General features: G+C 42.6%; 20 protein-coding genes and 1 pseudogene. 7 read left to right on the top strand and 14 right to left on the bottom strand.

The window, feature by feature from the left end; genetic code table 11:
• Positions 1-33: 33 nt before the first annotated feature.
• Both CIK04_RS21935 and CIK04_RS21930 read right to left on the bottom strand, forming a co-directional pair.
• The gene (locus CIK04_RS21935; RefSeq protein ID WP_097352974.1) at positions 34-810 is read right to left on the bottom strand and encodes a TerC family protein; all 777 of its coding nucleotides are present in this window, start codon (positions 808-810) and stop codon (positions 34-36) included.
• Positions 811-1,030: 220 nt separating this feature from the next.
• Entirely contained in the window at positions 1,031-2,026 is a 996-nt protein-coding gene (locus tag CIK04_RS21930) for a 2-hydroxyacid dehydrogenase (RefSeq protein WP_097352973.1), read from the bottom strand.
• A 647-nt stretch (positions 2,027-2,673) separates the two neighbouring features.
• Here CIK04_RS21930 and CIK04_RS21925 point away from each other — a divergent pair.
• Entirely contained in the window at positions 2,674-4,314 is a 1,641-nt protein-coding gene (locus CIK04_RS21925) for a methyl-accepting chemotaxis protein (RefSeq protein WP_097352972.1), read from the top strand.
• Positions 4,315-4,434: 120 nt separating this feature from the next.
• On the opposite strand, the gene CIK04_RS21920 is transcribed toward CIK04_RS21925, so the two are convergent.
• From CIK04_RS21920 to CIK04_RS21885, 8 genes are all read right to left on the bottom strand, one after another.
• A complete protein-coding gene (locus CIK04_RS21920; RefSeq protein WP_039469292.1) occupies positions 4,435-5,304 on the bottom strand; it encodes a PhzF family phenazine biosynthesis protein in 870 nt (289 codons plus the stop codon).
• A 53-nt stretch (positions 5,305-5,357) separates the two neighbouring features.
• Complete coding sequence (locus tag CIK04_RS21915; RefSeq protein WP_026050630.1) at positions 5,358-5,993, bottom strand: HAD family phosphatase; 636 nt, start codon at positions 5,991-5,993, stop codon at positions 5,358-5,360.
• Positions 5,994-6,050: 57 nt separating this feature from the next.
• Positions 6,051-6,440, bottom strand: a complete 390-nt coding sequence (locus tag CIK04_RS21910) for a nuclear transport factor 2 family protein (protein ID WP_176463399.1) — start codon at positions 6,438-6,440, stop codon at positions 6,051-6,053.
• Positions 6,441-6,537: 97 nt separating this feature from the next.
• On the bottom strand, positions 6,538-7,068 hold the full coding sequence (locus CIK04_RS21905; RefSeq protein WP_325205730.1) for a nucleotidyltransferase family protein: 531 nt from the start codon (positions 7,066-7,068) through the stop codon (positions 6,538-6,540).
• A 17-nt stretch (positions 7,069-7,085) separates the two neighbouring features.
• Positions 7,086-7,556 carry a GrpB family protein gene (locus tag CIK04_RS21900; protein ID WP_097352968.1) on the bottom strand — a complete coding sequence of 157 codons (471 nt, stop codon included), beginning with the start codon at positions 7,554-7,556 and terminating at the stop codon, positions 7,086-7,088.
• A 33-nt stretch (positions 7,557-7,589) separates the two neighbouring features.
• Positions 7,590-8,123, bottom strand: a complete 534-nt coding sequence (locus tag CIK04_RS21895) for an AAA family ATPase (RefSeq protein WP_172665243.1) — start codon at positions 8,121-8,123, stop codon at positions 7,590-7,592.
• Between the two features lie 48 nt (positions 8,124-8,171).
• Positions 8,172-8,690, bottom strand: a complete 519-nt coding sequence (locus CIK04_RS21890) for a GNAT family N-acetyltransferase (RefSeq protein WP_097352967.1) — start codon at positions 8,688-8,690, stop codon at positions 8,172-8,174.
• A 148-nt stretch (positions 8,691-8,838) separates the two neighbouring features.
• Positions 8,839-9,210 (bottom strand): zf-TFIIB domain-containing protein, encoded by a 372-nt coding sequence (locus tag CIK04_RS21885; protein ID WP_011080068.1) that lies wholly within the window; start codon positions 9,208-9,210, stop codon positions 8,839-8,841.
• Positions 9,211-9,842: 632 nt separating this feature from the next.
• Here CIK04_RS21885 and CIK04_RS21880 point away from each other — a divergent pair.
• From CIK04_RS21880 to CIK04_RS21855, 6 genes are all read left to right on the top strand, one after another.
• The gene (locus tag CIK04_RS21880; protein WP_097352966.1) at positions 9,843-10,166 is read left to right on the top strand and encodes a helix-turn-helix transcriptional regulator; all 324 of its coding nucleotides are present in this window, start codon (positions 9,843-9,845) and stop codon (positions 10,164-10,166) included.
• Positions 10,160-11,491: a type II toxin-antitoxin system HipA family toxin gene (locus CIK04_RS21875; RefSeq protein WP_097352965.1), complete on the top strand. Its 1,332-nt coding sequence runs from the start codon at positions 10,160-10,162 to the stop codon at positions 11,489-11,491. The genes CIK04_RS21880 and CIK04_RS21875 overlap by 7 nt, the downstream gene beginning before the upstream one ends.
• Positions 11,492-11,848: 357 nt before the next feature.
• On the top strand, positions 11,849-13,492 hold the full coding sequence (locus CIK04_RS21870; RefSeq protein ID WP_097352964.1) for a DEAD/DEAH box helicase: 1,644 nt from the start codon (positions 11,849-11,851) through the stop codon (positions 13,490-13,492).
• Positions 13,492-15,300, top strand: coding sequence for an ATP-binding protein (locus CIK04_RS21865; RefSeq protein ID WP_097352963.1), 1,809 nt, complete (start codon positions 13,492-13,494; stop codon positions 15,298-15,300). The genes CIK04_RS21870 and CIK04_RS21865 overlap by 1 nt, the downstream gene beginning before the upstream one ends.
• Positions 15,300-16,226, top strand: coding sequence for a phospholipase D-like domain-containing protein (locus CIK04_RS21860; protein WP_097352962.1), 927 nt, complete (start codon positions 15,300-15,302; stop codon positions 16,224-16,226). The genes CIK04_RS21865 and CIK04_RS21860 overlap by 1 nt, the downstream gene beginning before the upstream one ends.
• Positions 16,227-18,614 (top strand): DUF262 domain-containing protein, encoded by a 2,388-nt coding sequence (locus tag CIK04_RS21855; protein WP_097352961.1) that lies wholly within the window; start codon positions 16,227-16,229, stop codon positions 18,612-18,614.
• 60 nt (positions 18,615-18,674) lie between these two features.
• Here the strand turns inward: CIK04_RS21855 and CIK04_RS21850 are convergent.
• The 4 genes and pseudogenes from CIK04_RS21850 to CIK04_RS21835 all read right to left on the bottom strand — a co-directional run bounded on the left by CIK04_RS21850 (position 18,675) and on the right by CIK04_RS21835 (position 25,194).
• A pseudogene (locus tag CIK04_RS21850) lies at positions 18,675-19,868 on the bottom strand (ISL3 family transposase).
• A 100-nt stretch (positions 19,869-19,968) separates the two neighbouring features.
• Complete coding sequence (locus tag CIK04_RS21845) at positions 19,969-20,868, bottom strand: phosphoadenosine phosphosulfate reductase family protein (protein ID WP_097352960.1); 900 nt, start codon at positions 20,866-20,868, stop codon at positions 19,969-19,971.
• 18 nt (positions 20,869-20,886) lie between these two features.
• Positions 20,887-24,234, bottom strand: coding sequence for a hypothetical protein (locus CIK04_RS21840; RefSeq protein WP_097352959.1), 3,348 nt, complete (start codon positions 24,232-24,234; stop codon positions 20,887-20,889).
• A gap of 3 nt (positions 24,235-24,237) precedes the next feature.
• Positions 24,238-25,194: a DUF4007 family protein gene (locus CIK04_RS21835; RefSeq protein ID WP_097352958.1), complete on the bottom strand. Its 957-nt coding sequence runs from the start codon at positions 25,192-25,194 to the stop codon at positions 24,238-24,240.
• Between the last annotated feature and the right edge of the window lie 89 nt (positions 25,195-25,283).

Raw genomic sequence — 25,283 nt, 5'->3', positions numbered from 1 at the left:
TCGGAGCCTTACTTCATAGCCTAGTTTTAGCGTTTACCCTCGGATAAGATCGCCTTGAATAGACACATTTAACGGACGAATACGACGAATACTCACCTTTTGCTTTTTCTTCAACTGAATATGGCAAAGCTCTAATATCAAACCAAAAGCCATCGCGAAGTAGACATAGCCTTTATTCACGTGAATAGCGAAGCCTTCGGCCATGAGCAATCCTCCCAATAGGATCAAGAAAAGCAACGCCAAGGTTTTGAAACCTGGGTACTTAGTCACCACATGGTTGATTTTTTCCGCCGTTAGCACCATCACCACTGCCGAGGCTAAAATGGCGGCTACCATGATAGGCACTTCATTGGTTAGGCCAACCGCCGTGATAACTGAGTCCATCGAGAAAACAGCATCCACCGCGACAATCTGTAGCAATACCACAGCCAAACCCGTTCTGACATGGGTGGAATGTGCATGCTCATGCTCATGCTGCGTTAACCAAGACCACAACTCTTTGGCACTTTTAGCCAGTAAGAATGCGCCACCAGCAATCATGATCACATCACGGCCAGTGAATTCGATACCTTGAAATGACAAGATCGGCTGCGTTAGAGACATCACCCAAGAGATCGAAAAAACCAACACTATGCGTGCAAGTACAGCAAGAGTGATACCCATATTGCGGGCGAATTTTCGTTGTTCTACTGGTAAGCGTTCACATAAAACAGAAATAAATACGACGTTGTCAACGCCAAGTACAATTTCCAACGCAAAGAGAGTGGCAAAAATAACCCACGTTTCGGGTTGCAGGAAAAGTTCTAACATAGGGGAAACTCCACTTTAGTGGAATTCAGAGGGGTGTTTCGTCGACTGGGGTCGTCCATTAAAAAAATAAACCTTTATTGCTTAGGGACGAGTAGTTAATCAGTAACAACCAACCTTGGCAATGGGGCCAGTTGTAACAAAGCGTAACACGAAAAAAAACAATCAAAGCAGTGCCGCTCAATAAGAATGGCACTGCTTCACACACCCCATCAGTTGGCCGTTATTGCACTAGCTCATTCCCAGATGTGTTACCAGCAAAGAAAGCCTCGACATTGTTAAGCGTCACCGACGCAATATTGTTCAACGCTTCATGTGTTAAAAAGGCCTGATGGCCAGTAAACAAAACGTTGTGGCACGCAGACAAACGGCGGAACACGTCATCGACAATCACATCATTCGATTTGTCTTGGAAAAATAGATCTTTCTCGTTGTCATAAACATCAAGGCCCAACGCGCCTATTTTGCCTTTTTTCAGCGCTTCAATGGCCGCTGCTGAATCAAGCAGTTCACCGCGGCTCGTGTTGATGATCATTACGCCACCTTTCATCTGTTCAAACGAGTGTTCATTGAGCAAATGGAAGTTTTCTTTGCTCATCGGACAATGCAGCGAAATCACATCGGCACTTTGGTAAATCTCTTGGAGAGTGGTGTAGCGCGCGCCCATTTCGATGGCCAGTGGATTTTCATAAGGATCGTAGCAAAGAATGTCCATCCCCAATCCTTTTAGAATCCGCATCGTCGCTAGGCCGATTTTCCCGGTGCCAATAACTCCAACGGTCTTGCCGTAGAAATTAAAGCCAACTAACCCCTCAAGTGAGAAGTTGGCATCGCGAGTTCGCTGATAGGCTTTATGCAAGCGACGATTCAAACACATCATCATACCAACCGCGTGTTCCGCTACCGCCTCCGGAGAGTACGCTGGCACTCGCACCACTTGCAAACCCAGTTCTTTGGCCGCACGCAGATCGACTTTATCAAACCCGGCACAGCGCATCGCAATCAGCTTTGTGCCACCAAGCGCTAACTGCTCAAGAACAGGGGCAGAGAGATCGTCATTGACGAAAGCACAGACCACATCACAACCTTGAGCCATTTTGCTGGTTTTTAGCCGCAAGCGAAAATCATGGTAGTGAAACTCATACTCTTTGTTGCCATTCACTTTATTAAACGAGGCTTCGTCATAAGATTTCGCGCTAAAAAAAGCTATCTTGATCATGGTGTTCTCCTTCGTCGGCCAGTTCTCTCGCACTTGCCTTTTTATTACTGCTTACAGCAAACATTGAGCTATTTGCTTTGTTATTACCAACCCTGTTTTACCTATTGATTTTTGAGCCATTTCTGACTACAAACCGAACAAAAATTGAATAATATAGTTTGATAAAACATTGGTTTAACGCCAACTATACTCCTTTCATCGGCAAAAAAAACGCTGTAAAAATTGTGCTTAAAGAGGGGGAAATTTGATTGGCTAGTCATGGCAACGATTGACATATCAAGTGCAAGACATGTCAGCGGTCGCTAATATCACTCATCTACAGACAGAAATACAAAACATGAGTGAAACTTCGCAACTGTATCTATGACATGCTCTTGCATCGCCAAACTTACTATTACAATAGTTTTCACCTATTAACCTAATCACAACAAGCAATTGGAAATCCCCCTTCTCCCTCTGCGAAAATGTCGCGCGAGGCCACAATGTCCAGGCACTGACTTTATCAATGTTGGTGATCGTTCACCGTTTCATTCTTTGTTTGTCATTTTTGCCCGAAAAAAGCGGTCTCACTCTTTCCACAAAAACTAAAAAATAAGCGTTGATGGCGATATTGCCTCAACGGTTACGTTTGCTATCAGGAGTATGGAATGCAATACCTTGCACAGTTAAAAGTAAGGACGCGTTTGGCGCTCGGTTTTGGTACGTTAGTGGCACTTATGGCGTTACTGACCATCGTCGGTATTCAAAAAGTTAACTTTATCGACAAAAGCCTTGCTGAGGTGACGGACATTAACTCGGTAAAACAACGATACGCGATCAACTTTCGCGGCAGTGTCCATGATCGAGCGATCGCGATTCGCGATGTTTCAATGGCCCGAACCTCACAAGAGCTTGCTCGTTTTGAAGATGAAATCCGTCGATTAGAAAAATTCTATCAACAATCAGAACAAAACATACAAAGCATGATGGCTGATGGCATTCCCTTTTCAGCGCAAGAGCAAGCTATTTTACAGCGCATTGATGATATACAAGCAAAAACGCTGCCTCTTGTGAGAGAAGTGATTGCGAAGAAAAAGAGCGGCGAAGACGTTACCCCTTTGCTACTTGAACAAGTTCGTCCAAGCTTTGCCAACTGGTTAAAAGTGATCAATGAGTTTATTGATTATCAAGAGTCGCTCAACCAACAACTGACGCCCATCGCTCGTGCGGAGGCCAACGGATTTCAGAGCTTAATGCTGGTGTTAAGTGGTATCGCCGTGCTGATTTCGGCAATGGTTGGTTTCATTATTGAGCGCAGTTTTCGACTTTCCTTGGGAAGTGAACCCTATGTGGCCCAACATGCGATTCAGTTGATGGCCAATGGCGAGTTAACTCAACAACATCAGAGCAGTGATAAAGGCAGTATTCTGCACTCACTTTCGTTGATGTCCGATAAACTCAGCTCTATCGTGCACAATATCCGAAACGCATCAGAGCAACTGGCTATGCAAGTGGAAGCCGTTTCAAGCGGTTCTAGTTCAGTCTTTGACTCCGCTCAGCAACAAGCGTCGCTGACACAAAACATGGCCACGAAATTAGAAAGCATGCATGCCAGAATTGACGACATTGCCAAAGTGGTGAGCCTTACTGAGCAAAACTCAGTCAATACCTCTGATAATGCTCGTGATGGCCGTGTGCTTGTGGCGGCAGTGGCGGAGCAAATGCTGTCTGTGACCGCCGCCGTCAATGAAACGGTTGCTCAGGTCAAACAGCTAGAGGCCAAAACGCGCGATATTGGCGGAATCGTCAATATGATCAGCAGTATCTCAGAGCAAACCAACTTGCTCGCGCTGAATGCTGCGATAGAAGCGGCGCGAGCGGGTGAATCTGGACGCGGCTTTGCCGTCGTAGCCGATGAAGTGCGAAGCCTAGCCAAACGTACAGGTGAAGCAACAACGCAGATCGAGGCGATGCTCAAAGAAGTGCAAGCTCAAACCGTTGCCAGTGTGACTGCAATGGAAAACACGCAGCCTAAGGTAGAGAGTTGTCAGAAAAACACCGCACAAGCGAGCCAACTGCTGGTGAGCATTGAGCAGCAGTCTCAAGATTCTCTCAATCGAGTGCGTGAGGTTGTCATCGCAACGGATGAACAAGTGGAAGTGGTCCGTGAGCTTGTCGTGGCCATGGAACAGATATCCTGCATGTCGAAGGAGTCTATTCGATCAATGGAGAATAACCAGGTGGCCAGCCAGAATTTGAACGCGCTTTCTGATCATCTCAAACAAGAAGTTGCCTTCTTTAAAGTGTAACGGTCAACGAATACTTGGCCGATAAAATGTAAAAACTCAATCTGTCACCAGGTTGAGTTTTTAAAGCACTAGGCGTTGTTTCACTTAAGGAGAAAGGCGCCTCAGCCAAACCACTTATTGTTAAATATTGATACTCTGCCTTCCTATGGTGCGAGCAAAACCGCCGACTCGTACCTTAGTGATGCCTTGCTTGTCCGACTCTGTGGAAGCGGTGATCCTAGAAATGCAGTGCATCGCCCGGCCTTGTTCAAAGACAAAATGATGAGTATCAGCAGAACGAAGATGCTTGGTTAAATAGCAGGCTAATGCCCCACTGGCACTGCCCGTTGCAGATTCCTCAGCAATGCCAAACAAAGGAGCGAAATTGCGACAACTTGCGGTCATATCTGCGTTTTGTTCATACAGTTCAAATGCATGAATACCAACGACCTCATGCTCTTTGCAAAAGTGGCGGGTTAATTCTTCATTGATTTCAATGCTGTCTAAGTAGCCATTGGGCAGTGGTACAATAATGTCTGGCAACCCCGTTGACACCACCTCCACGGGCAGTTGAGTGCTTCTAATAACCTCTGGTGCAATGCCAATTAACGTGGATATCGCTTCATAGCTGAGCTCTCCGCGGTATTCTGGCAATGCTTGTTCCATCGTAATTTGACCATTAGTTTCTATGGTAACGCCGAGCAGCCCCGCCTTAGTTCGTTGAACATATCGCCCTGCATTGACGATGTTTTCTTGATATAAAACGGAGAAGACCGCCAAGGTGGCATGCCCGCAGAAGTCCACTTCATCGGTCACCGTAAAAAATGAGACTTCAAAATCCACTTCATCGTCTCGAGAAACGAATGCGGTTTCAGAATACCCAACCGCTTGCGCAATTTTTAATTTCTCTTCATTTGACAAAGCCTCTGCATGCAGCACAACACCTGCAGGATTTCCTCCCGTTCCATCTTTTGTAAAAGAACTCACTAAAAACGCTTCGATAGCCTTCAACAGCTTCTCTCCCTATACCTATTCTCATGGCCTGAATGAGTTTGCGCTTTGCGTTACACCAAAAGCGCTTCAAAACTCTCGATACAAGCAACCGCGCCACTCAAATCATTTTTGCCATTAAATTCATGCCTGATGGCCACCACGTTACAACCGCTCGCTCGGCCAGCCAAGACGCCAGCATGAGAATCTTCAAATATAATTGCCTGTTCTGGCGTCACACCCAGTTTTGACAACGCCAGATTAAAGGCTTCTGGATCGGGTTTGTGTTTTGTGACGTGTTCTTGTGTGATCACAACCTTAAACGCCTCCTTCAGCTCTAGCGCATTCAGTATGTTTTCCACCATCCACGTCGCTGCTGAACTGACCACGGCACACTGTTTTCCACTCGCATTCAAATGTTCAATGTACGCTTTCGCGCCGCGATTCAACTCGAGGTTTTCCGACAGCAATCTCTCGTAGTGAGCCCGAAAGTGTGTATTGAACTCGGCGAGCTCAGGGGAAATATTCGCGTGTTTGAAAAAATGGCCAGTGACCACAGGCCAGCTCTCTCCCATCACCTCTTTATAGATATTAAAATCCACCACTGAGCCGTAATCTTGGCAAGCTAGGGCCAACGCTTGCCCTTTCAATGGTTCCGAATTCACTAAGGTGCCATCCATATCAAACAGGTAAACTTGAAACTCTTGCAAAACTTTTTCCCTTTTGTTTCGTTTATTCTTTTGTGGTTCTAGATAGCCAAAAATCACTTAATCACACGACTCTTGAACGATCTTGACCCATTTTGAACGCCACGCTTGCGCTGGCATTGGCTCAGGCCAAAATTCCTTTTGCTTGCAGATAAGCCCATTTTCAACCGTATGAAAAGTGATGGCTCGCGCTTTTTGAACGCCATCGGTAATCACAACGTCTGTCACAACCGTAGCCCCTTCACAAACAACGGAATGAATGTCGAATGTCCAAACACCATTGGCCGGGTAATCGGTGTTAATCGCGATAAAATTCTCTCTGCCAACAATTAGCTCACCAGATTGCGGCCAAAAGCCCTCAAAGTCCAAACTTAACCATTCACTGGCTTTGGCAAAATCATTACTTTTCATCGCCTGCCAATAGGCTAAAACGACCTCTTTTGCTTCCATTGTTTTCTTCACTCCATGAATTGATAAAAATGAGTGATGCAGATTCAGAGCGGCTAGCCGCATCACGAAAAGGGCAAGCCCAAATGGCAAAGTGTTATTACGACACCACCACTAATTGAGGCCAGCGGGACACCCATCCTTTTGAAATAACGCGGTGTTCAAACGTTGCCAAACAACGCTTTGGATTGTGCGTGATATGCCCACGAAATAGAGATTCAAGCCCAAATGCCGACACACATTCATAGTGATCTGCCGCCACTTGCCGAACGGCCACCGCCGTTTCTTTCTCTGGCCAATAACGCATGGCATCTACCGCGCTTTGATAAGGCTCATCACCGTTACGAAGATGCATTTTGGCTTGATTGCGAACCTGCCAATTGAACTGCGGCATACGCGCTTTTAAATGCGCTTCATATTGCAAATAAGCATCGGGGTTTGACTCTATGGGATCAAAGTAGATCACATCAACGTCATTCAAGGGAGTGACGAAACCGTGTAATGAATCCCAAACCAAATTTCGCACAAAACCTGCAGCAATATAGCACTGAGGCAATGACAACTCGGCGACCTGGCCTAACGCCTCTGTTCTCATTCGGTCTTCTTTGATGAGAGCGATGAGCTCATCCATTTTCGGACACACGTTGTTTACTGTGCCAAAACATGTTCAACAAACGCTGATTTTTTCAGACGATATTCGTCTTGAGACCAACCAGTACAAGACATTTTCAGCGCATTGTATTGTTGAACCAACTCAGGGTTTGCACGCAGCTTATCTCGAAACGCCAAAAAGCACTCAAACTCAGAACCATTGGCAACCACTTGGAATGCCACATCATCATTGGCGGTGCTTTCCAACATGCATAGCTCAGGTGTTCTTAACGTATCTTGCTTTTCCTCAAAGCCCAAACCTTTGAGTGTTTTTACCGCGTTTTCTAAATCTTCGCTATCCACACCCACATAGATATCCAAGTCGCCTTTAGAAACCGCCAAAGGAATGGAAGACGCTCCCACATGCTCGACAACGGCATCAGGGAGTAGCGCTTCAATCTCACTTTTGTATTTTTCATAGCGTTGTTCACAAGAAGCCTGATACTCCTCTGCGCGATAAAACTTCATCTTTTCTCCCAAGGCATAGCGCCATACTAAAGATTAGGGTTTGAGGTTGTTTAAAATAAATTCCGCTCGCTCTCGAACGGAGACCATCGGCACTTCCAGCAAATCGTAACCAAACTGCGTGTAGGCACTCACCATTTCGCGATATGTAGCAACAGCTTCGTTAAAATCTTGCTTTCGCTCTCGATCATTTTTATAGATCGATTCCCATGGCGGGAAAATAAACACCTTACGCTCATAACTTAACTCACAACATTTCGTGGATAAAAGCGTCGTAATCGGTAAGTTTTCAAGCTTACTGTAGCCGTAGCAGTCAATAATGCTTCTATCATAAAAAGTCGTTACTGCGTGCCCAAAGTCGTCATAGTTTTTGATTTCTTCAGCCACCATTTGGTCGCGAAAGGCCACTTTGTCGAGCCAAGGTAAAGCACTACCTTGAGATTGCATTTGTGCTTGGATGACTTTTCGCCCCACTTCGGGTGCACTGGGATAACCTAAGTGATTGAGATACTCGATCACGGAGGTTTTGCCCGCCCCCGGCCCACCGGTAAACACAACACGATGATTCAAATGAACCTCCTTGGTGGCCATCTCTTTGTTGGAATGAAAGTGCGCGATTTACTTACAATCAACCCAATACCGAGCCAAGGCATTGGGAAACACCTTGCCCATAACAATGTTCTCAAACTTTCCACCGTTGGCTTCTATCACACCTCGCGACGCAAGGTTATCTTCATCAGCGGTGATTAATGCCCGCTCAATGCCAAGCTCTGCCGCTTTCGGTAATGCCAACTTAAGCATCAATTTACCATTCCCTTTTCCTCGATGTGAAGGCGCGATATCGTAGCCAATGTGGCCTGCTTCCATCGCAAGAAATTCATTATTGATGTTGTGACGAACTCGAATAGCACCAAGAACCGTTTTTTGAGCATCCACCAGCCAAAAGTGGCTGCATGGTACATAGCCTTCGCGTAGATTGACCCCCATTGCTTCATCATGCAACCGCTGAACATACGTTGAAAAATCCGTTTTGCCCTCAAGATAATAGTCCGCATTTTCACGATCATTCTGTGCAAAATCGTCGTAAAAATATGCAAAGGAAAGCTCAAACTCTGGTGAAGGGACAATTAATTCCATGTTGGTTGCTCCGTGATGGGATAATAAGAACGTGATCTGACATTAGTCGCCAACTCTTCTAACGCCATTGCTTCAATATCAGCGAATTCCGACCCCTTAGCTCACTATACCAAGCGATAGGAACCCGCCTCATTATGTGATGTGGCGTCTACAAGCGTTCAACTAAGCCAAACTTTTTGAAAAAGTCAGAAAGATCGAGAGTGGCTAAATCTTTAAACTCACCCGCATCATAGAAACGGCCTTTACACGTAGGGCAGCTTTCAAACCAAATGTGAGGCTGTTTAGGATCAACTAAGCGCAGTAACTGGTTGTTGGGACAAACCGGGCAATTGATACGGTCAATCACGTTAAATGCTTTGCCGATCTCTTCATCACCTGAATCGATAACATCGGCAAGAGGTTTCATCGCTTCAACTTCATAAGCGTCAATCCACAGCCCTTTACACTCCGTGCATCTTTCTACATCACCTAGCGGTGTTTGAAGCTGTTCAAAATCAGAACTGCATTTTGGACATTTCATCTTCGTTCCTTCTATTCTTTGTTTGTTCACTATTTTTCTGATACTGGGTTAAGAGGTGAAACGCACCAAAGCGGAACATTCTACAAATCTCTTTGACCACAGCATGTTATAGCCGCAGATTATACCATGTGTTATGAATCCTTTTTATAACCAAGAGAAATTTATTGCCGCAAGTTTATATCGAATAGTAATGAAGGCTTAAAAGCCGATAGAAAGATTGACTAGCACCACCTTAACAATCACTTGTCACTTTTAACGTGTACCCACAATTCAAAACGGCACCCTTGCGATAATTAGGCGTTCAACTTCGTTTCAGGCATATCAAACCCTGTAAGCTTGTTCAGTGCTGCCTCTGATAGATAGCGCATGATAGCCATACCGCTTTTTCAATTCTTGTTGGAGCCGTAGAGCTTCTGGCAATCCTTTCAACACGGCTTCCATTACTCCCCTCGAGAAGGGATTCTCTACAAATATCACAAAGTCCCCAAATGGTTACTTTAACAAACTTAAAATCACTTAATATCACCAAAATGGAACACTAACAGCACTCATTGACAACATCAACATAAGGTCCTAAATTAAGAACATTACGCGACAAAACACCAATAATGAAACCAAAATAGGACTTTATAGTGAAACATGTAACATCCGCAGCATTAGCAGAAGAGATCGGCGATAGGTTGAAGCAAGCTCGACTAAATCGAGACCTAACACAATCTGAAGTTGCAGAAATTGCTGGCATTGCCCGCAAAACGGTGTTGAATGCAGAAAAAGGAAAAGTGCAGCTCGATATCATGATTGCGATATTAATGGCCTTAGACCTTACAGAACAAATTGATCTCTTTATCCCTAAACAAGAAGTTTCTCCCTTACAGCTGGCAAAACTGCAAGGAAAGAAGAGGCAGAGAGCCTCTGGACAGCGCAGCAATAAAGATGTGGAGACACCAGAATGGTAATGGAAGTCATTACAATAACTTACCAAAGCGATCTCGTTGGCGCTGTGAGTTTTGACACTGAAAAGGGACTTGGATCATTTGAATATGATCCAGGCTTCGTAAAAAAGGGGGTCGAGCTGTCTCCAATCAAAATGCCATTATCGAATCGCATCTATCGCTTTCCCGAACTGGATTTCAATACCTTTAAAGGACTACCCGGTTTAATTGCTGACTCCTTACCAGATGATTTTGGTAACGCGGTTCTCAACGCATGGGTTGCAAGTCAGGGCCGTTCACCAAGTGACATTACCCCACTGCAACGCCTCCAATATACGGGAAAGCGAGGCATGGGCGCTCTTGAATATGCGCCAGCGACAAAGTTACGAAGTTTAAATGCTTCACAACAGGTAGAAATCCAATCGCTCGTTTCAATTGCACAAGAAATCTTAGATTCACGAGGTAATTTTGAAGTAGAGCTCAAACAAAATGGCCAAGACGATAGAGAAGCAATGATGTCTTTATTATCTGTTGGTATGAGTGCGGGGGGCGCAAGGCCGAAAGCCGTCTTGGCATTTAATGAAGATTTTACTCAAGTCCGCTCCGGCCAGACCAACGTGCCAAGTGGGTTTACTCATTATTTGATGAAGTTTGACGGTGTTAGTGAGCATAACAAAAATCAAGAAACCTTCGGTGACCCATTAGGTTATGGCGCAATGGAGTTTGTTTATCATTTAATGGCGAACAAATGCGGTGTCGATATGATGCCATGCCGCTTACTCCATGAAGGCAATCGACGGCACTTTATTACACAGCGGTTTGATCGAATTAAAAATAGCAAGGTACACGTACAAACGCTAAACGGCTTGGCCCACATTGATTATAAAAAGCCGGGGTCATTCTCTTACGCAGAGTTATTTGGCATTGCCAGACAATTGAAGCTTTCCGCTGTTGACGCTGAGCAGCTATTCAAACGCATGACGTTCAATATCATTGCTCGAAATCATGACGACCACTCAAAGAACTTTGCCTTTATGTTGAAAAAAGACAGGCTGAAAAAAGACAGATGGTCTCTCGCTCCCGCTTATGATTTAGCCTATAGCTATAAACCAGGTAGTAAATGGGTGAACAGCCATTGGATGAGCTTGAATGGCAAAAGAGATAACTTTACACGAAGTGATTTCTATAGCTTAGAGAAACTAAGCCCTATTTTTAACAAGAGAAAGATCGACGATATTATTGATACAACGATTGAGCACGTATCAACTTGGCGTCAGCTTGCTGAGGAATGGGATGTACCAAAAACACTAATAGATGAAATTCAAGAAAACTTGCGGCTCGATATTTAGTGAAGTGGCTGTATACAAAAAGGATGGTCTCTTATTTAAGGCCATCCGAACCAAATCCAGAGATTCATTGACCGGAAATCTGCTACTTTTGTCGACTGGATATGTTCACTGGCTTTGGTAAAGTTATTGCGTTTCATCACCTGCCAATGGGCCAATCTATAGGAAGAAGGAGTTTGTTGCACTAAATCTCATTCTAGACATGCAGTTTCACGATGTTGCCAAATCTTATGCAATTGTGACCTTACAAATATTGTACGTATTGATGCATTACGGTACTATATTTACCGAAATATCAACTAATTGAGCAAGCAGCTGAATGAACTGTCACTCCGCGCTAATGCCTACATAGAATGAAGAATGCTTACCGAAATACTCTCCAACTTTTCAGAAGATGAGCTATTAGATTTCCTACCTAGAAGCTCTATAAATTTTGCTCTTGAGCTTGATGATTCGGACAGTAACTTAGAAACAAAATCATTTAACAAAATGCATTTAGCAAGAGTTGTTGCAAGTGTTAAGCAAGTTGACTTTGTTTTTGACAGTTGTCTGCGAAACAAACTAATTGAACGCCTAAGTTCACAACAACTTGTCAAACTTTTCCCGAGTTTCGGTCTTCAACCAAAAGAGGTCACTCCTCGGCATTACGACGCCATAACGAGTTGGTCAGAAGAAAACCTTGAGGACTTCGCATCCGTAATAGGTTTAGCTGAACTCTACAAAAGCCAATTAGAACAAAAAACTGAGTTTGAAAGTATTTCATATCTCGAACCTGCTTATGGCCTTTATCCCTACCAACAAGACATCAGTCGACAAGTTTTCGAGAGTCTCAACAACAAGAAAGAGCGCGTTTTGATTCATCTCCCCACAGGGGCTGGCAAGACACGTACTGCGATGAACATTGCTTGCGAGCATTTAAGAGAGTCTCCTACCAATGTAGTTCTGTGGTTAGCGGATCGTGAGGAACTATGCTCTCAAGCATATGAGGAATTTTCTAAAGCCTGGAAATCTATTGGCAATCGTCCTACATCCTTGTACGGCTTTTATTCAAGCTCTAACGAAAGCTTAAGCGGAATCGACTCAGGGTTTGTTGTTGCTGGCTTACACAAGTTTTTAAGCTTACGGAAAAATGATTCAAGACAGTTGCAACTTCTATACAGAGAACTTGCAGAAAAGGTTACCTTGGTCATTTTTGACGAGGCACACAAGGCTGTAGCACCGAAGTTTCAAGAAGTCGTACAAGACTTTATCACTGCTAATACATTTCATGCCGACTTAATCGGTCTAACAGCCACTCCAGGGCGGAGTTATTCTGCTGAGGGCTTGTCTTTGGAAGATGAAAGGCTGGCGAAATTTTTCTACAACAACAAGATATCGATGAAGATTCCAGGTTATCTATCCCCTATAGATTACTTGGTAGAACAGGGCTATCTTGCTAAAGCGAACTTTAAGTCACTCAATTACGACCATTCAAAAATTGCAGCTTACGAACTGAGAGACGCGGGTGGTATTGAGACCATGACTACCTTAGCCAATAATCCAGAACGAAATCGCAAAATCATAGACACCATCGTTAGCGAGTGCCATCAAAACTCTCAAGTTATTGTATTTGCGTGCACGGTCGAGCACGGCATAAACCTCGCTACAGCACTTTCCTATAAAGGAATCAAAGCGGCTTCTATTGATAGCAAAAACGACACCTCTGAAACTAGAAGAGCAAAAATTGCTCAATATAAAAATGGGGAGTTACAAGTTCTTGTTAATTTTAATGTATTAACTGCGGGTTTTGATGCCCCTAAAACAAATGTCACAGTTATTGCTAAGCCTATGAACTCACTTGTGCAGTATCTGCAAATGGCAGGACGCGCAATGCGTGGTTACAAAAGCGGCGGTAACAAGGAGTGCAATATCTATACCGTTATGGATGACATCCCCGAATTTCAGAGTATCAGCCTCGCATTCGGCTATTGGAACGATATGTGGGCAGAGAAGGAAACAAAGTAATGAGTAACAGATTTTTAAGTGCTGAAACAGTCATTGAGTCTTTAAGAGACAACGGTTATAACAACACCGCTTATGCCCTAGCCGAGTTAATAGATAACAGTTTGCAGGCGACAGCGAGTCGTGTTGAAGTTGGTTTTATAGAAGAGCAATCTTCCACAAGAAGAAACTATTCAGTTTCCGAAATTTCTCTTTGGGATAATGGTATCGGCATGAGCCCCGAAACACTCCGAATTGCAATGCAGTTTGGAGGAGGAACTCATCGGAAAGATACAAAAGGCATGGGTAAATTTGGCATGGGTTTACCAAACTCTTCTATCTCCCAATGTCGGCGTGTCGAAGTCTGGAGTTGGCAAAACGGTAGCGAGCCCCATTACACCTATCTAGACGTAGATGAGATGAAGAGCGGCCAGTTAGAAGAGGTTCCACTTCCGGTCGCTAGTCCAATACCTTCAACATATGAAAAAGCATTTTTCACGAAAAGGCCAGAATCAGGAACACTGATTATCTGGTCAAAGCTCGATCGACTCAGCTGGAAAACGGGCAAGTCAATATATCGCCATTGTGAACACTTAGTGGGCAGAATGTACCGCAACTTCATCAGTGACGAGAATATCAAAATCGAAAGCATTACCTATAGAAAGTCAGGTGAAGATCGGCTTGATGTTTACGAACGTGAAACATTTAAAGCCAATGACCCAATGTATCTCAAAAAGAATACTTCTTTGCCTGAACTTCCAGGAAGTTATAAAGGCGAAGCTTTTTTTGAAAAAATGGACGAAGAGGTCATATCCGTTGAGTACATTGATGAAAACGGTGAACCAAAGCGAGATGATGTCACGATAACGACCTCAATGGTCAAAAAGAACATCGCCAACAGAATTCTCAAAGAAACCGTAGGGCGTCTAGGAGGAACTCCCTGGGGTAAGCACTGTGGTAAGAACGTGGGCGTATCCATTGTTCGTGCAAATAGAGAACTTGTGTTGAGAGATTCTTTCCTCACTTCAGCATTGAGAGAGAGCAAAGGTCGCTTTATCGGTATCGAAATATCTTTTCCACCAACATTGGACGCAGTCTTTGGTGTTACGAACAATAAGCAAGATGCAGTAAAACTGATCCCGTATGAGATAAAGAATCTATCCATTCAAGCGGGCTTCGACTCTGAACAAGAATACCTGCGTGATCTCGAAGAAAACTCAGACTCACTACTCCAAGTTCTCAAGGTCGTCAGTGCTATAAAGAAACATGTAACAGACTTGACTAAAAAATTAGAAACGATCAACGTTGAAGGTAAAGCAGTAAAAGGCGAACAGCCCAAAACTGCTTCAGAAGGCGCTGCTTCTAAAGCTACGCAAGGCTCTGCACATCGTGACAGCCATGGCCACAAGTCAAAAGATGAGCCTCCCAAAGAGTTAAACAAAAAAGACGTTATAGACCATCTGAAAGCAGCAGGTGGTATGACCGAGGAAGAAGCGGAAGAAAAAGCTGAGCGCCTTATCCTGACAGGCAACCGTTTCTTAATTGAAGATGTTGCACGTGATTCAGAAGCGTTCTTTGATGTATCAACGAGTAAGGGCCTTACCCTCGTGCTGTTCAATACAAACCATGTGTTTTACAAAAAGCTGGTAAGCAAACTTGGTCCTGATGAGCTTGAAGTCATGCAAACAACAATTGCAGGTTTCGCTCGGGTAATGAACGAAACTACCGATGACCGCCGCTTAGCATACTTAAACACAATAAGACGAGAATGGGGTCTGGTGATTAGCGAGTTCTTGGAAGAACCGTCAGATGACAGTATGGATGATTTCTAATGTCGAGCTTGATTTCTAATGCTGAACTTAAATCGGAGTTAGAAGCGATTCTTCCTAATTGCAATACCTTGACTGTTATCTCTGCGTTTATGACTCAACCAGCAACTCGCTGGTTGAGTTATCTAATTTCTGAGAACAAGCCAATAGTACAGTTAGTAGGTCGTTTCTCACCACTTGATTTTATTAAAGGCTCTAGCGATTTAAATGCGTTACGTGATTGCATAAACAATGGCTACACCGTTAGAGCCCTTACCAATCTTCATGCCAAGATTTATCAGATAGATGAAGACATCATCTTTAATGGCAGTGCCAACCTTACAGGAAAAGGTCTAGCACTTGTTGATGTCAGCAATCTAGAAGCTTGCACAAAGATAAATGCGTGTGAGGATTCGAAATCCTTTATCAGTAAGATTGTGGATTCAGCTTATAAGCTAACAGCAGAAACGATTGATGCTATGGAAAAATACATCTCCGAAATAGAACAAATCGATGAGCCAGGAATTCAAATGGATTGGCCCGAAAATATAATCTCACAATCAAATGATCTCTTTGTGTCAGATTTCCCCTTAAGTGCTCCTGGGAATTTTGTCAAAGAATATGAAGTGAATCCTTCGCTACCCTTCGCACAGATAGAGAATGTCAGAGAAGATTTCGAGTTAGCCGCTACTCTGTTTAAAAAAAGTAAAGCCTATAAATGGCTAATACAGCAAATCAGAGAAAACAAAAGTGATAGGGATTTAGGCTTTGGCCAAATCTCGCGTCTGCTTCATGAAGCACTTGAAGATGATCCCGCACCATATCGACAGCAGGTTAAAGATCTTCAAGTGAATTTATACTCTTATCTAAGACTATATGCGAAAGACGAAGTCGAGATGTATACCCCTGGAAGGAAGAGTGAAGTGTTAAAATTAAGGAATAAAAAATAGATGTCAAATTCGGTTTATACAGGTGAAGCAAATTATATTAGCCAATATTTTTATGGCGAAGAGAATGGGAATGCGCCTGACTTTGTAATCCCTGATTATCAACGAGAATACTCATGGAGCAATGAGAATGTTCAACAACTATTCGCTGATATTTTGTCTGGTGTTAAATCACTTCTTAAAACCGACTTACCTGAAATAAAGAAAGAGGAAAAATCAAAGTTTTTAGGCTGCATTATACAATGGAATCGAACGGCAAGGGAAGATGAAGACTTCTATCCAAGCGTTGGAAACAATCAATACGTTGCTAACTTGAGGGAGATAATTGATGGCCAACAAAGAACATCAACCCTTCTCATATTATTCGTTCGTTACTATTTTTACTTCGAAAAGGCCATACTGAACTTAGAAGACAACACAACTGAAAATAGACTTAAAAAACACCTTAAGAGAGAAATACAAAAGAAATGGCTCCTAAAAAGATTCTCTAAAAATATCCCTGCCACATCCGTAACTAGACCAGTGTTAATCAGACGAGATTCAGATTTATGGGGAGATAGCCCAGAAAGATCTCGTTACTTATCTCCTATATCCAAATATCTGTATGATGCTATCAAAGCAATTGAAACAGAAAAATCCACTAACACATTAGTGGATATAGAATCAGGTAGTAAAGGGACTTCTCTTTCAAGTGTTGTTACTGCTATTGACAACGCAATTAAAACAGCATTTGAAGATGACGACTACTTTTGTCTTGATGAAACTCATAATATTGAAGACCTATTTAATGATGACTTCATTGAAGATTGTAATGAACAAGGCATCGATATTAAAGACTATATTGATAAAAATGAATGCCGAGCTCGAGTCATAAAACCAATAATAAACAATATAGCCATACTACATTACTTGTTAAACTACTGTGCGTTCACTGTAATTTCTTCACCTACTGAAAACGCAGCACTAGATATGTTTCAATCCCTAAACTCGACGGGGGTGCAACTGACGGCACTACAAATGCTGAAACCTAGCATTTCATCACAGTACAAAAACAGCAATGAAAACTATATAAAATCCAACACTAGCAATACATATAAAAATATTAACGATTGGTTTAATAAAAACCTAAAAATAAAAGAAAGAAAAACAAAACAGTTTTTCCATAAATTCTGCATGTTGATGCATGGAGATTTAGACCCTAGCTCATTAAGTCTACAACGGACTTGGCTTAAGAATTGCTTTGATGAGTTTACTAGAGATCAAACTAAAACTGAGAAAACAGATGAGTTCGTATCTATAATTCAAAGCACCATAGAGTATGTAGAACTTTTTATTATCAATAAATCCAAGTTAAAAGAAGTTAACAGTGTAAATGGTACATATTCAGAATACTATCTAAAAAACTCATCTAGTGATATTGGTAAAATAACATTATCAGATGATTGTATTACGTCTCTAATGTATCTAAGCGACTCGAATCATGACCTTCACCACCCTTTATTAATCAGATTTTTTCACAAGGCTAGGTTAGCAGAAAGTGAAGGAGAGTTTAAAGACAGAGTTTGTGAATTCCAGAAAATAGTGAAGGCAGTAACATCTATATTTACCTTGTATAGAGTTGGATTAGATAAACATCCAGATAATTTTTATAAAAAGCTATATAAACATAACTTCTCTTTTAGAAAAACTGATGACAAAGCGTTGAATGTAGCAGTTGTAGTTTCTACCCTTAGGAAAGAGCTATATGCTGAAGCAAAACAAAAATTCGGAAAGCTGCCAATAGCAAAAAGCTTTCTGGAGTCTTTTTCCTCGAACTGTAGATACAATAAACAAGGTTCATCCGTTTTAAGGTTCATTTTAATTCTTAACACCCACAAAAAAGTCCTAGACCCCGATGTACCCGGATTACTGATTGAAGATATTAAAGGGCCCGAGTACTTAACTCCAAACATATGGATGAATGAAAACACACAAAGTATAGAACATATATGCCCTCAGAATTCAGAAAAAATCGATAGCATTAGCCATTGGGAAGCACTATTCATTTCATCGACAAAAATTCACTCGATTGGAAATTTAACTTTATTGAAGTCGGATAACAATGCATCTATTGCAGAAGATACTGACAGCAAACTAGCAGCGTACTCGCACTTGATTAATACTGATGTAAAATTAGCCGCACAGCCAAAAGTGACTCAGAATGCAAAGTCAACTCCAACCCAACATCACTTAAAGCCTATTGTTGAACGCTTAGAGAAGTGGCTAACAACAACAGTAGATGGTGCGATAGATACTAATTATTCTTGGTCTCCAGATTTTGTTGATCAAAGGAGCTTCAACATCTCATCTCTGGTTGTTAGGAATTTAATCAAAGACTTAACCTCCAATTAATGGTCATTAAGTCCAATCTAATCCAATTAAACAGCCTTGTTATTTAGGCTGTTTTTTGGTTCATCGCGGCTTTCCGGGGAAAGCCGCTTTAATCTTTAAGAAGAAGTAATCTGTATCTCGATAGCCATATCCCATCCGCTTGATTAACTTTATCTTGTTATTTATCCCTTCAAGCGTACAGGTGTTCAGTGGGTAGCTTGCTGAAGCAGTAATCCCATGAAGGTATGGACGGAGCTTTCGAGCGAACTCTTTTAGCGGCTTAATCCCACTCTCATTCACTTGCTCCCACCATACCTGCCATAGGTTTTTAGCCTGAAGTTCTGATCCGCAGCGCCACAGTTCCTTTAATTGCGCACCCAGTAAGTAGGTTGTCATTAGATCCTGATTCATATTCAATATTTCAGTGAGATAGCTTTCCTGTTGTGTATTTAAATTATCCCTATTTTTCAATAACACCCAGCGAGAACGCTTGACCCATTGCCTTGCTTTTTTATCTTGTTTTAGCTTATTGGCTTGGTCGACTCTGACTCTATCCATCACTTCGCGACCGAATTTAGCAACAACGTGGAACAAGTCGTAAACGATACGGGCATTTGGGCAATGCTCTTGGACTTCAAGGTCAAAAGCCGTATTCATATCCATTGCTACCGCTTCGATGTTTTTGCCATGCTCACCTAACTGCTCGAAGAACGGTCGAATATCCTTACGGCTTCGGCCCAGTCCAATCCAGATAACCTGATGGCTTTTAGCGTCAGCAATGACGGTGGCATAACGATGTCCCTTAAAAATCGCGAACTCATCCATGACGAGTTGCCTTAATTCACCCCATTTAACTTGAGGTACTACTTGTTGAAGTCGACGCTTATCTATCTCTTTGATTGTGTGCCAATGAACACCTGTCAATTGGGCAATATGCTTAATAGGCAACAGCGGCAACAACTGTTCTATATAGCTTCGTAGATGATTGGTGATACGAGCATAAGGCTCTAACCAAGATAATCGTTCCGTTTTAATACCGCAGTGACTACACTTAATGCGTCGAGTTTGGACGGACAGTTCAACGGGCATTCCAAGCAGTGTCGCTTCTTTCACGTTGCGCCACTGATACTCATGTACGGCTTGAGCTTTAAGTCAACACGGGCACTTAGCGGTAGAGTTCGGTTCGAGAGTGAGCTTCATCAATGATGCAGTCTGATGAGACTTTACAATATGAAAGTCTTCCCAGAATGAAGATAGGAAAGTATGATTCGACATGAGAACGGTAGTTTGTGTAGGTTTTGTTTGGCGATAAAACTCTATCACTTACTACCGTTTTTGTTTTGGCTTCCCGCTTATCCGCGATGAACCTGTTTTTTTACTTATAACAAGTAATACAAGCTCCACCACCTTCTTCAAGGTCGTACATGGCATCCATATCTAAAGTATCAATAAGCATGCTTTCGTCTACCATGGCATGCATACCTAAGCGGCGCTTGCGCTCACGTTGCTTTTTCTTCTCAAAACGTGCTTTTACCTTTTCGTGATTTTCCTTAATCTGCTTAATGCGCTCAGGATCCTCCAATGTTTCTAATGGCTCATTTGGCCCCATCCAGAAAAAGGTCTCTCCGTTAGCACTGGTCTCTGCGCGTTTTTCATACGATTTAGCTTCTTCGAACGCTTCTGGATGCTCCTCACGCAAACGCACCCATTCGATTTTTCTTTGGAAGAAGCAAAATGTACATCCAGATCGAGAACGCCATTCGTAGTATTTCGGTAACCCTAACCCTGCACTGTCGAGAATATCTAAAACACCCTGCTTTTTTATACCATCTTCGGCAAAGGGCATTTTGATCGTAAGGTATTTCTGATTTTCATTGGGCCTATAACCATCACGCCAAGGCTCATCAGCTCGAATACCAACATAGGAAATAACTTCATAACCGTCTTCAAGATAAGGTTTTATCCACTTCTCGAAAGGCTCTAGCTTCATACGAATCGTACACCAACGCTGCTGGCCTGCAGGTAAGTAGTTGTTATGTTGCTCCAACCAATAATCGAACCCTTTTTTGTCATTGATATGCAAAATAGGCTTACCTAGAACAATCTCCAATTGCTCTAGGTATTCATAGACCTCGGGCAGCTCCTTGCCCGTATCTGTGAAAAAATACTCGATGTCGAGTTCGGGGTAGTTCCGGGCCATGTAAACGGCTAGTGCAGCACTATCCTTCCCTCCTGATAACCCCAGAACATGTTTTACTTTACGTTGCTCACTCATTGATAATACCTGTGTTCTTTAGCCTTGAGCTTCGAGCGATTTTCGCAATAGCTTCTGTAGTACACTAATTCTCTGGAAGTCATCCAGTTTTGCAAGTTGGCTCTCTACGGTATCCATAGTGCCTTTTAGAGTATCCAATTCAATATCTCGAATTTCTCTTCTGAAGGAGGTGAGCTTGCCATCATCCCCCTCAAGCACTAGCGATACAAGCTTTGTCTTGGAATTACCTGAATGCTGTTCTCCACTATGTTGAGATTTAGCCACACTTAAAAAATCTTGTGCATAATCACCGATTTTGTTCGATGCAGATTGGAGAACCCCTTCGTTCCAATTTTGTTTACTACGGCCAGTTACAATTTGAATAATGCTTTCCAACCACTGTAACAATCCGGTATCGCTCTTAGCCAGCTCCCGAGCAAAAGCTTTTAAACGTAAATCACCTGAGTTTTGCTCTACGTATTGACACATCTGCGCAAGTTCATCGCCCGTTTCAGGGAAGATGTTTTTTACTTTTGCTTTGATCGTCGCCAGCATTTGTTCGTGCTTTTGGCTCAGGACTTTAAAACAATCCTCTAATACGTCAATTTGACTCGAGAACTCTTCACCACTACATGAACTTAGTTCTCTTCTTAAATTCTTGATTAATAGAGCGTGAGGATCGTTGGCTTGTAAAAAAAGATCTCGTATTCTCAGATACGTTTTGTTACGCTCGGTATCATCAGTAACAATATTGTGTGCATTTTTTACCCACTGCGGCAGATTATGCATTGTTGTCACTAACGGTGTGGCAACCGCTAGAATGTTGTTTGACACATTACGGTTAGTAAACGTTGAAGTAAATACTGCTAAGTGTTGAAGCCAATCCTGCTCGTCTTTAGCTAGGACAATGTACTTAACCGCAAGATCACTCGGATTTCTAATCAGTTTATGCACATAGTCAAGATCTGGTTCAGCAATAAAAGCTAACTCGCCAGCGATATCTTTCTCATAAAAAGCAATTTGGTCTCCTAAAGCCTTCAGGAAAGCTAAAAGAAATATTGGAATTACACCTTTAGTCAAACCAAAAGGAGCATTAGACCAAAGTTCAGCGATTTCAGTGAGTACGACTTCTTTTCCTTTGCGTTCCTTCAAACGAGCCTCTGCAGCGGCGAAAACAGCGTTGAGGTTCTTATCTAGATTGTCGATAAACCAATGCTGTCCTTTCTCGCCCTCGGCAGAGTGTATATCAGTATTTTTTAGACAGCTGATATACATGGACTTTTCAGGTGGGAAGCCGGAAATCCCTAAGTCTTCACATGACTCTTTCTCCAGCATCGCTTGGAGTAGTTTTTTCAGTGCCGCGACTGCGGTACCTGATAACTTATTTCGATTTACCAACTCATTTAGGATTCTGGGCGTTTGGTTGAAAATACTGTCCGCAGCAAATGTTGCAATCTCACTCATGGTCTCTTTGTCATAAACCACGCCATTATATACCCAACGCGCACTAGTAAATGCTGTTGTCAGGGCAGTTTCCAAAGCTGATTGCGCGTTAAATGTTCTCGCTCTGTGCTCTTCTCTCGCGACTTTGTCGTGAGCGAGATCCGCACCCGTAGTTTTATCGCTTTTAATCAGTTCTAACGCGTACTTTTCATTTGATAAACTAATGATATCAGCGGCATTTGAGGCACAAGCGATCATCAAAGACTTATTGTTGCGTGTCAGTTCTCGCAACTGCTCTTCAGGTTCTTCTTTTAGAAGCAGCAAGAAGTTAGCGAATTCTCCATTGCGAGATTTGACCAAGCTCGTCATATCGATACTGCTAAGTTGAAGAGCTACACTTTGTGAAGCCCAACGAAGCGTTCCAAACTCATGATAATGACCTTTTGCGATCACTTGAGAGTTATAGTTGATACGTTGTAGAGCTTCATTGCTATCTTGCAGCTGCTCTATTTTCTCTTCAACTAAAGCTGCAATATCGAGATCTGAACCTTCAAAGACGTCCCAAGATGATTGGTGCTTTCTAAAAACTATGCATGAAGCATTTTTTAGCTGCTCGAGCACCTTGTCTAGCTGTTCAGGCTGATTGATTGCTGTCGCAGTGAGAAGCAATTGGTTCGTTGCAGTCAAGTTGGCCGCTTTGCCAAACAGGGTGATGAGAGAAATCGCTTTCAACAACTTTATAGTTTCAGGTGAGAAGTCTTGCTTAGAAGCTTTTCGAATAGCCTCCGCGGCTGTTGCCCAGCCATGACCATCAGGAGAGCCTAAAATAGCATGCTCCATGTTTGCTTCGAGATAATCCCAAAGATAACTCAGATCGTAACGGGCGTTTTCATCACTCGTTTGTTGCAAGAAAAGCTGAAAACTAAACTGCTCATGTGAGTTAAGAAAACTAAACGTGCTTCGCTCATTTTGGCTAAATCGACGCTTTGCAATTGGTCCCAGTAACAGAGCAGTTAGAGGATGCAGCGGCATACATTGCTCTAAACGACTCACTAGCAGATCTTTTCGCTGCTGTTTATCATCAAGCGCACTGAGTACACTGCGGACCAGAGTATCTTCCTCGCTCTTGGATTTAGTTGTTTTTATCGAATTACTGATGAGCGAAACGGTTTCATCTGTTGATACGTTATACAGAATATCGCTATAACGCCCTTGGATTTTCCCCCACTCTTCTTGCAATTTTGAGCCTCGCTCTTTTGCATACTCGCTAAATGCTTGGTGCAAAAGACCCAAAAAAATAACGGGTGTTTCAATTCGAGAGAGTTCTTCAGCAATATCTTGGAATAGATGCAGATCTCCACCACTGCGATTGATGTACTCTAGGCTTTTCCCCATTTCATCCGCAATGATAAGCACACCATCAACAAGCGATGCCACATCTTCAAAAAGCGACTTCCAAGTACTGATAAGATCGCTTTCATTTTCGATGCGCGCCTTAAAATACTTGTTCAGTGTTTCGGTGTCTCTAGTATTAGGATGCTCTTCCAAAGCCTTTAAAGTTGCTTTCCAAAAAGACTCAACAGGACCATAAACTCCTCCGACTGAGCGTATTTGTAGCCAACCTTCGTTATATTTTACACTCTCTGCAACCAGAGACTTAGACTGTTCGTTGATAGCATTGATCGCAGAAATACGAATACCCGAATCAGGGTGAAGCAACCCCGCCAAAAGCAGCGCAACCGTCGACTTACCAGAACCATAGGCACCAGTTAATGTGTAAGCACTTTGACCAGCTTGCGAGTACTGACGAAAGAGCGTTTCTAATGACGACTGTGCAGTACCGTGGTAAACCAAACCAGAAAAGAAATCTTCGCTTAAGTCACTGTCAATTCGGGTCGAACGTTGATGACGTGCAGCGATAGAATATGTGTTGCTTAAAATCACGACTTATTTTTCCTCTGATTTGTAATAGCGTTTTAAATACTGCTCTGGATTGATGTTACTGATATCTGAAAACGAGTGCTGAACCTGTCGCAAGCCTTGTGTATCTGTCCAAGCAATTTTCCCTTCCGTTAGTGCTTCTACTTGATCTAATTTGTCACTCAGTCCGCTAGAAGACAGCCGGAAAACTCGTCCTGGAGAGCCCACATCTTTGAGTAATGATTCAAATGACAACGTGTTTGTATTGCTGTCTTGTTGCTTTCTCTGCATAAAATCGATAAGTGCGAAGGTAAAAACCTCCACTGGAAGTGTCGGACGTCTATTAAGCTCTGCGACATAACTTTTTGCATCCTCTTGCTTCAATAGTTCAAGCTCAGTAAAAGGAGATGCAAAACTGTCTTCATTTATCTTGCTTGATTGCAATGATTTATGTGCATACATTTGAAGGAAGCAATCAATATCTTTACTTAGTGTTGCTTCTGTTAACTCTTTTGCATGATTTACAAGTGCGTCATTAATATCGATTAACAGAGCATCTTTCTTTACTTTTATACCATTGAAATAATTGAAGAAAAAACGAGATGAATTTAGTTCACCATTGCTTGCAGGCATTGATTGCAGTAACCAGTGCAGCAACCAGGTTGTACCTATTTTGTCGAGATATTCATCGTAAGCAGGCCGTCCTTCGTCGCTTGTAAACAAGTGCTTCGCCAAAGGTGTCAGCTCGTACAGCTGCTTCGTACTATCTACACAATTGACCAAGTTTAAAGCTCGAATCCAATGACGCACAGAAAGCACCATGTTTTTGCCCATACCCATCGACTGCATTTGCTTTTCAATATTTGAACTGCTTGAGAGGGACTCTCCTCTTGCAACCTCTTGAATTATTTTATAAATCCATCCATAACGAATAGGAAAGGTTTGATGTCCGGAGAATTTCAGGGTTGTTGTTTCGATGCTCAATGTTCTTACCTTGCTGATTTGGAGATTTTATCCAATTGCGATCTTACACATTAATATGCTCAGGTCTAGGTACTTTTGACGAGACACAT

This window comes from Vibrio sp. 03_296 (genome assembly GCF_002265885.1).
Note: the sequence above shows the minus strand (reverse complement) of the source record. Positions and strands in the feature narration are given on the sequence as shown.

Coding starts and splice junctions, on each gene's coding strand:
- CIK04_RS21935 (WP_097352974.1), bottom strand. CDS start 810: ATGTTAGAACTTTTCCTGCAACCCGAAACGTGGGTTATTTTTGCCACT.
- CIK04_RS21930 (WP_097352973.1), bottom strand. CDS start 2,026: ATGATCAAGATAGCTTTTTTTAGCGCGAAATCTTATGACGAAGCCTCG.
- CIK04_RS21925 (WP_097352972.1), top strand. CDS start 2,674: ATGCAATACCTTGCACAGTTAAAAGTAAGGACGCGTTTGGCGCTCGGT.
- CIK04_RS21910 (WP_176463399.1), bottom strand. CDS start 6,440: ATGGAAGCAAAAGAGGTCGTTTTAGCCTATTGGCAGGCGATGAAAAGT.
- CIK04_RS21905 (WP_325205730.1), bottom strand. CDS start 7,068: ATGGATGAGCTCATCGCTCTCATCAAAGAAGACCGAATGAGAACAGAG.
- CIK04_RS21900 (WP_097352968.1), bottom strand. CDS start 7,556: ATGAAGTTTTATCGCGCAGAGGAGTATCAGGCTTCTTGTGAACAACGC.
- CIK04_RS21890 (WP_097352967.1), bottom strand. CDS start 8,690: ATGGAATTAATTGTCCCTTCACCAGAGTTTGAGCTTTCCTTTGCATAT.
- CIK04_RS21885 (WP_011080068.1), bottom strand. CDS start 9,210: ATGAAATGTCCAAAATGCAGTTCTGATTTTGAACAGCTTCAAACACCG.
- CIK04_RS21875 (WP_097352965.1), top strand. CDS start 10,160: ATGGTAATGGAAGTCATTACAATAACTTACCAAAGCGATCTCGTTGGC.
- CIK04_RS21870 (WP_097352964.1), top strand. CDS start 11,849: ATGCTTACCGAAATACTCTCCAACTTTTCAGAAGATGAGCTATTAGAT.
- CIK04_RS21865 (WP_097352963.1), top strand. CDS start 13,492: ATGAGTAACAGATTTTTAAGTGCTGAAACAGTCATTGAGTCTTTAAGA.
- CIK04_RS21860 (WP_097352962.1), top strand. CDS start 15,300: ATGTCGAGCTTGATTTCTAATGCTGAACTTAAATCGGAGTTAGAAGCG.
- CIK04_RS21855 (WP_097352961.1), top strand. CDS start 16,227: ATGTCAAATTCGGTTTATACAGGTGAAGCAAATTATATTAGCCAATAT.
- CIK04_RS21845 (WP_097352960.1), bottom strand. CDS start 20,868: ATGAGTGAGCAACGTAAAGTAAAACATGTTCTGGGGTTATCAGGAGGG.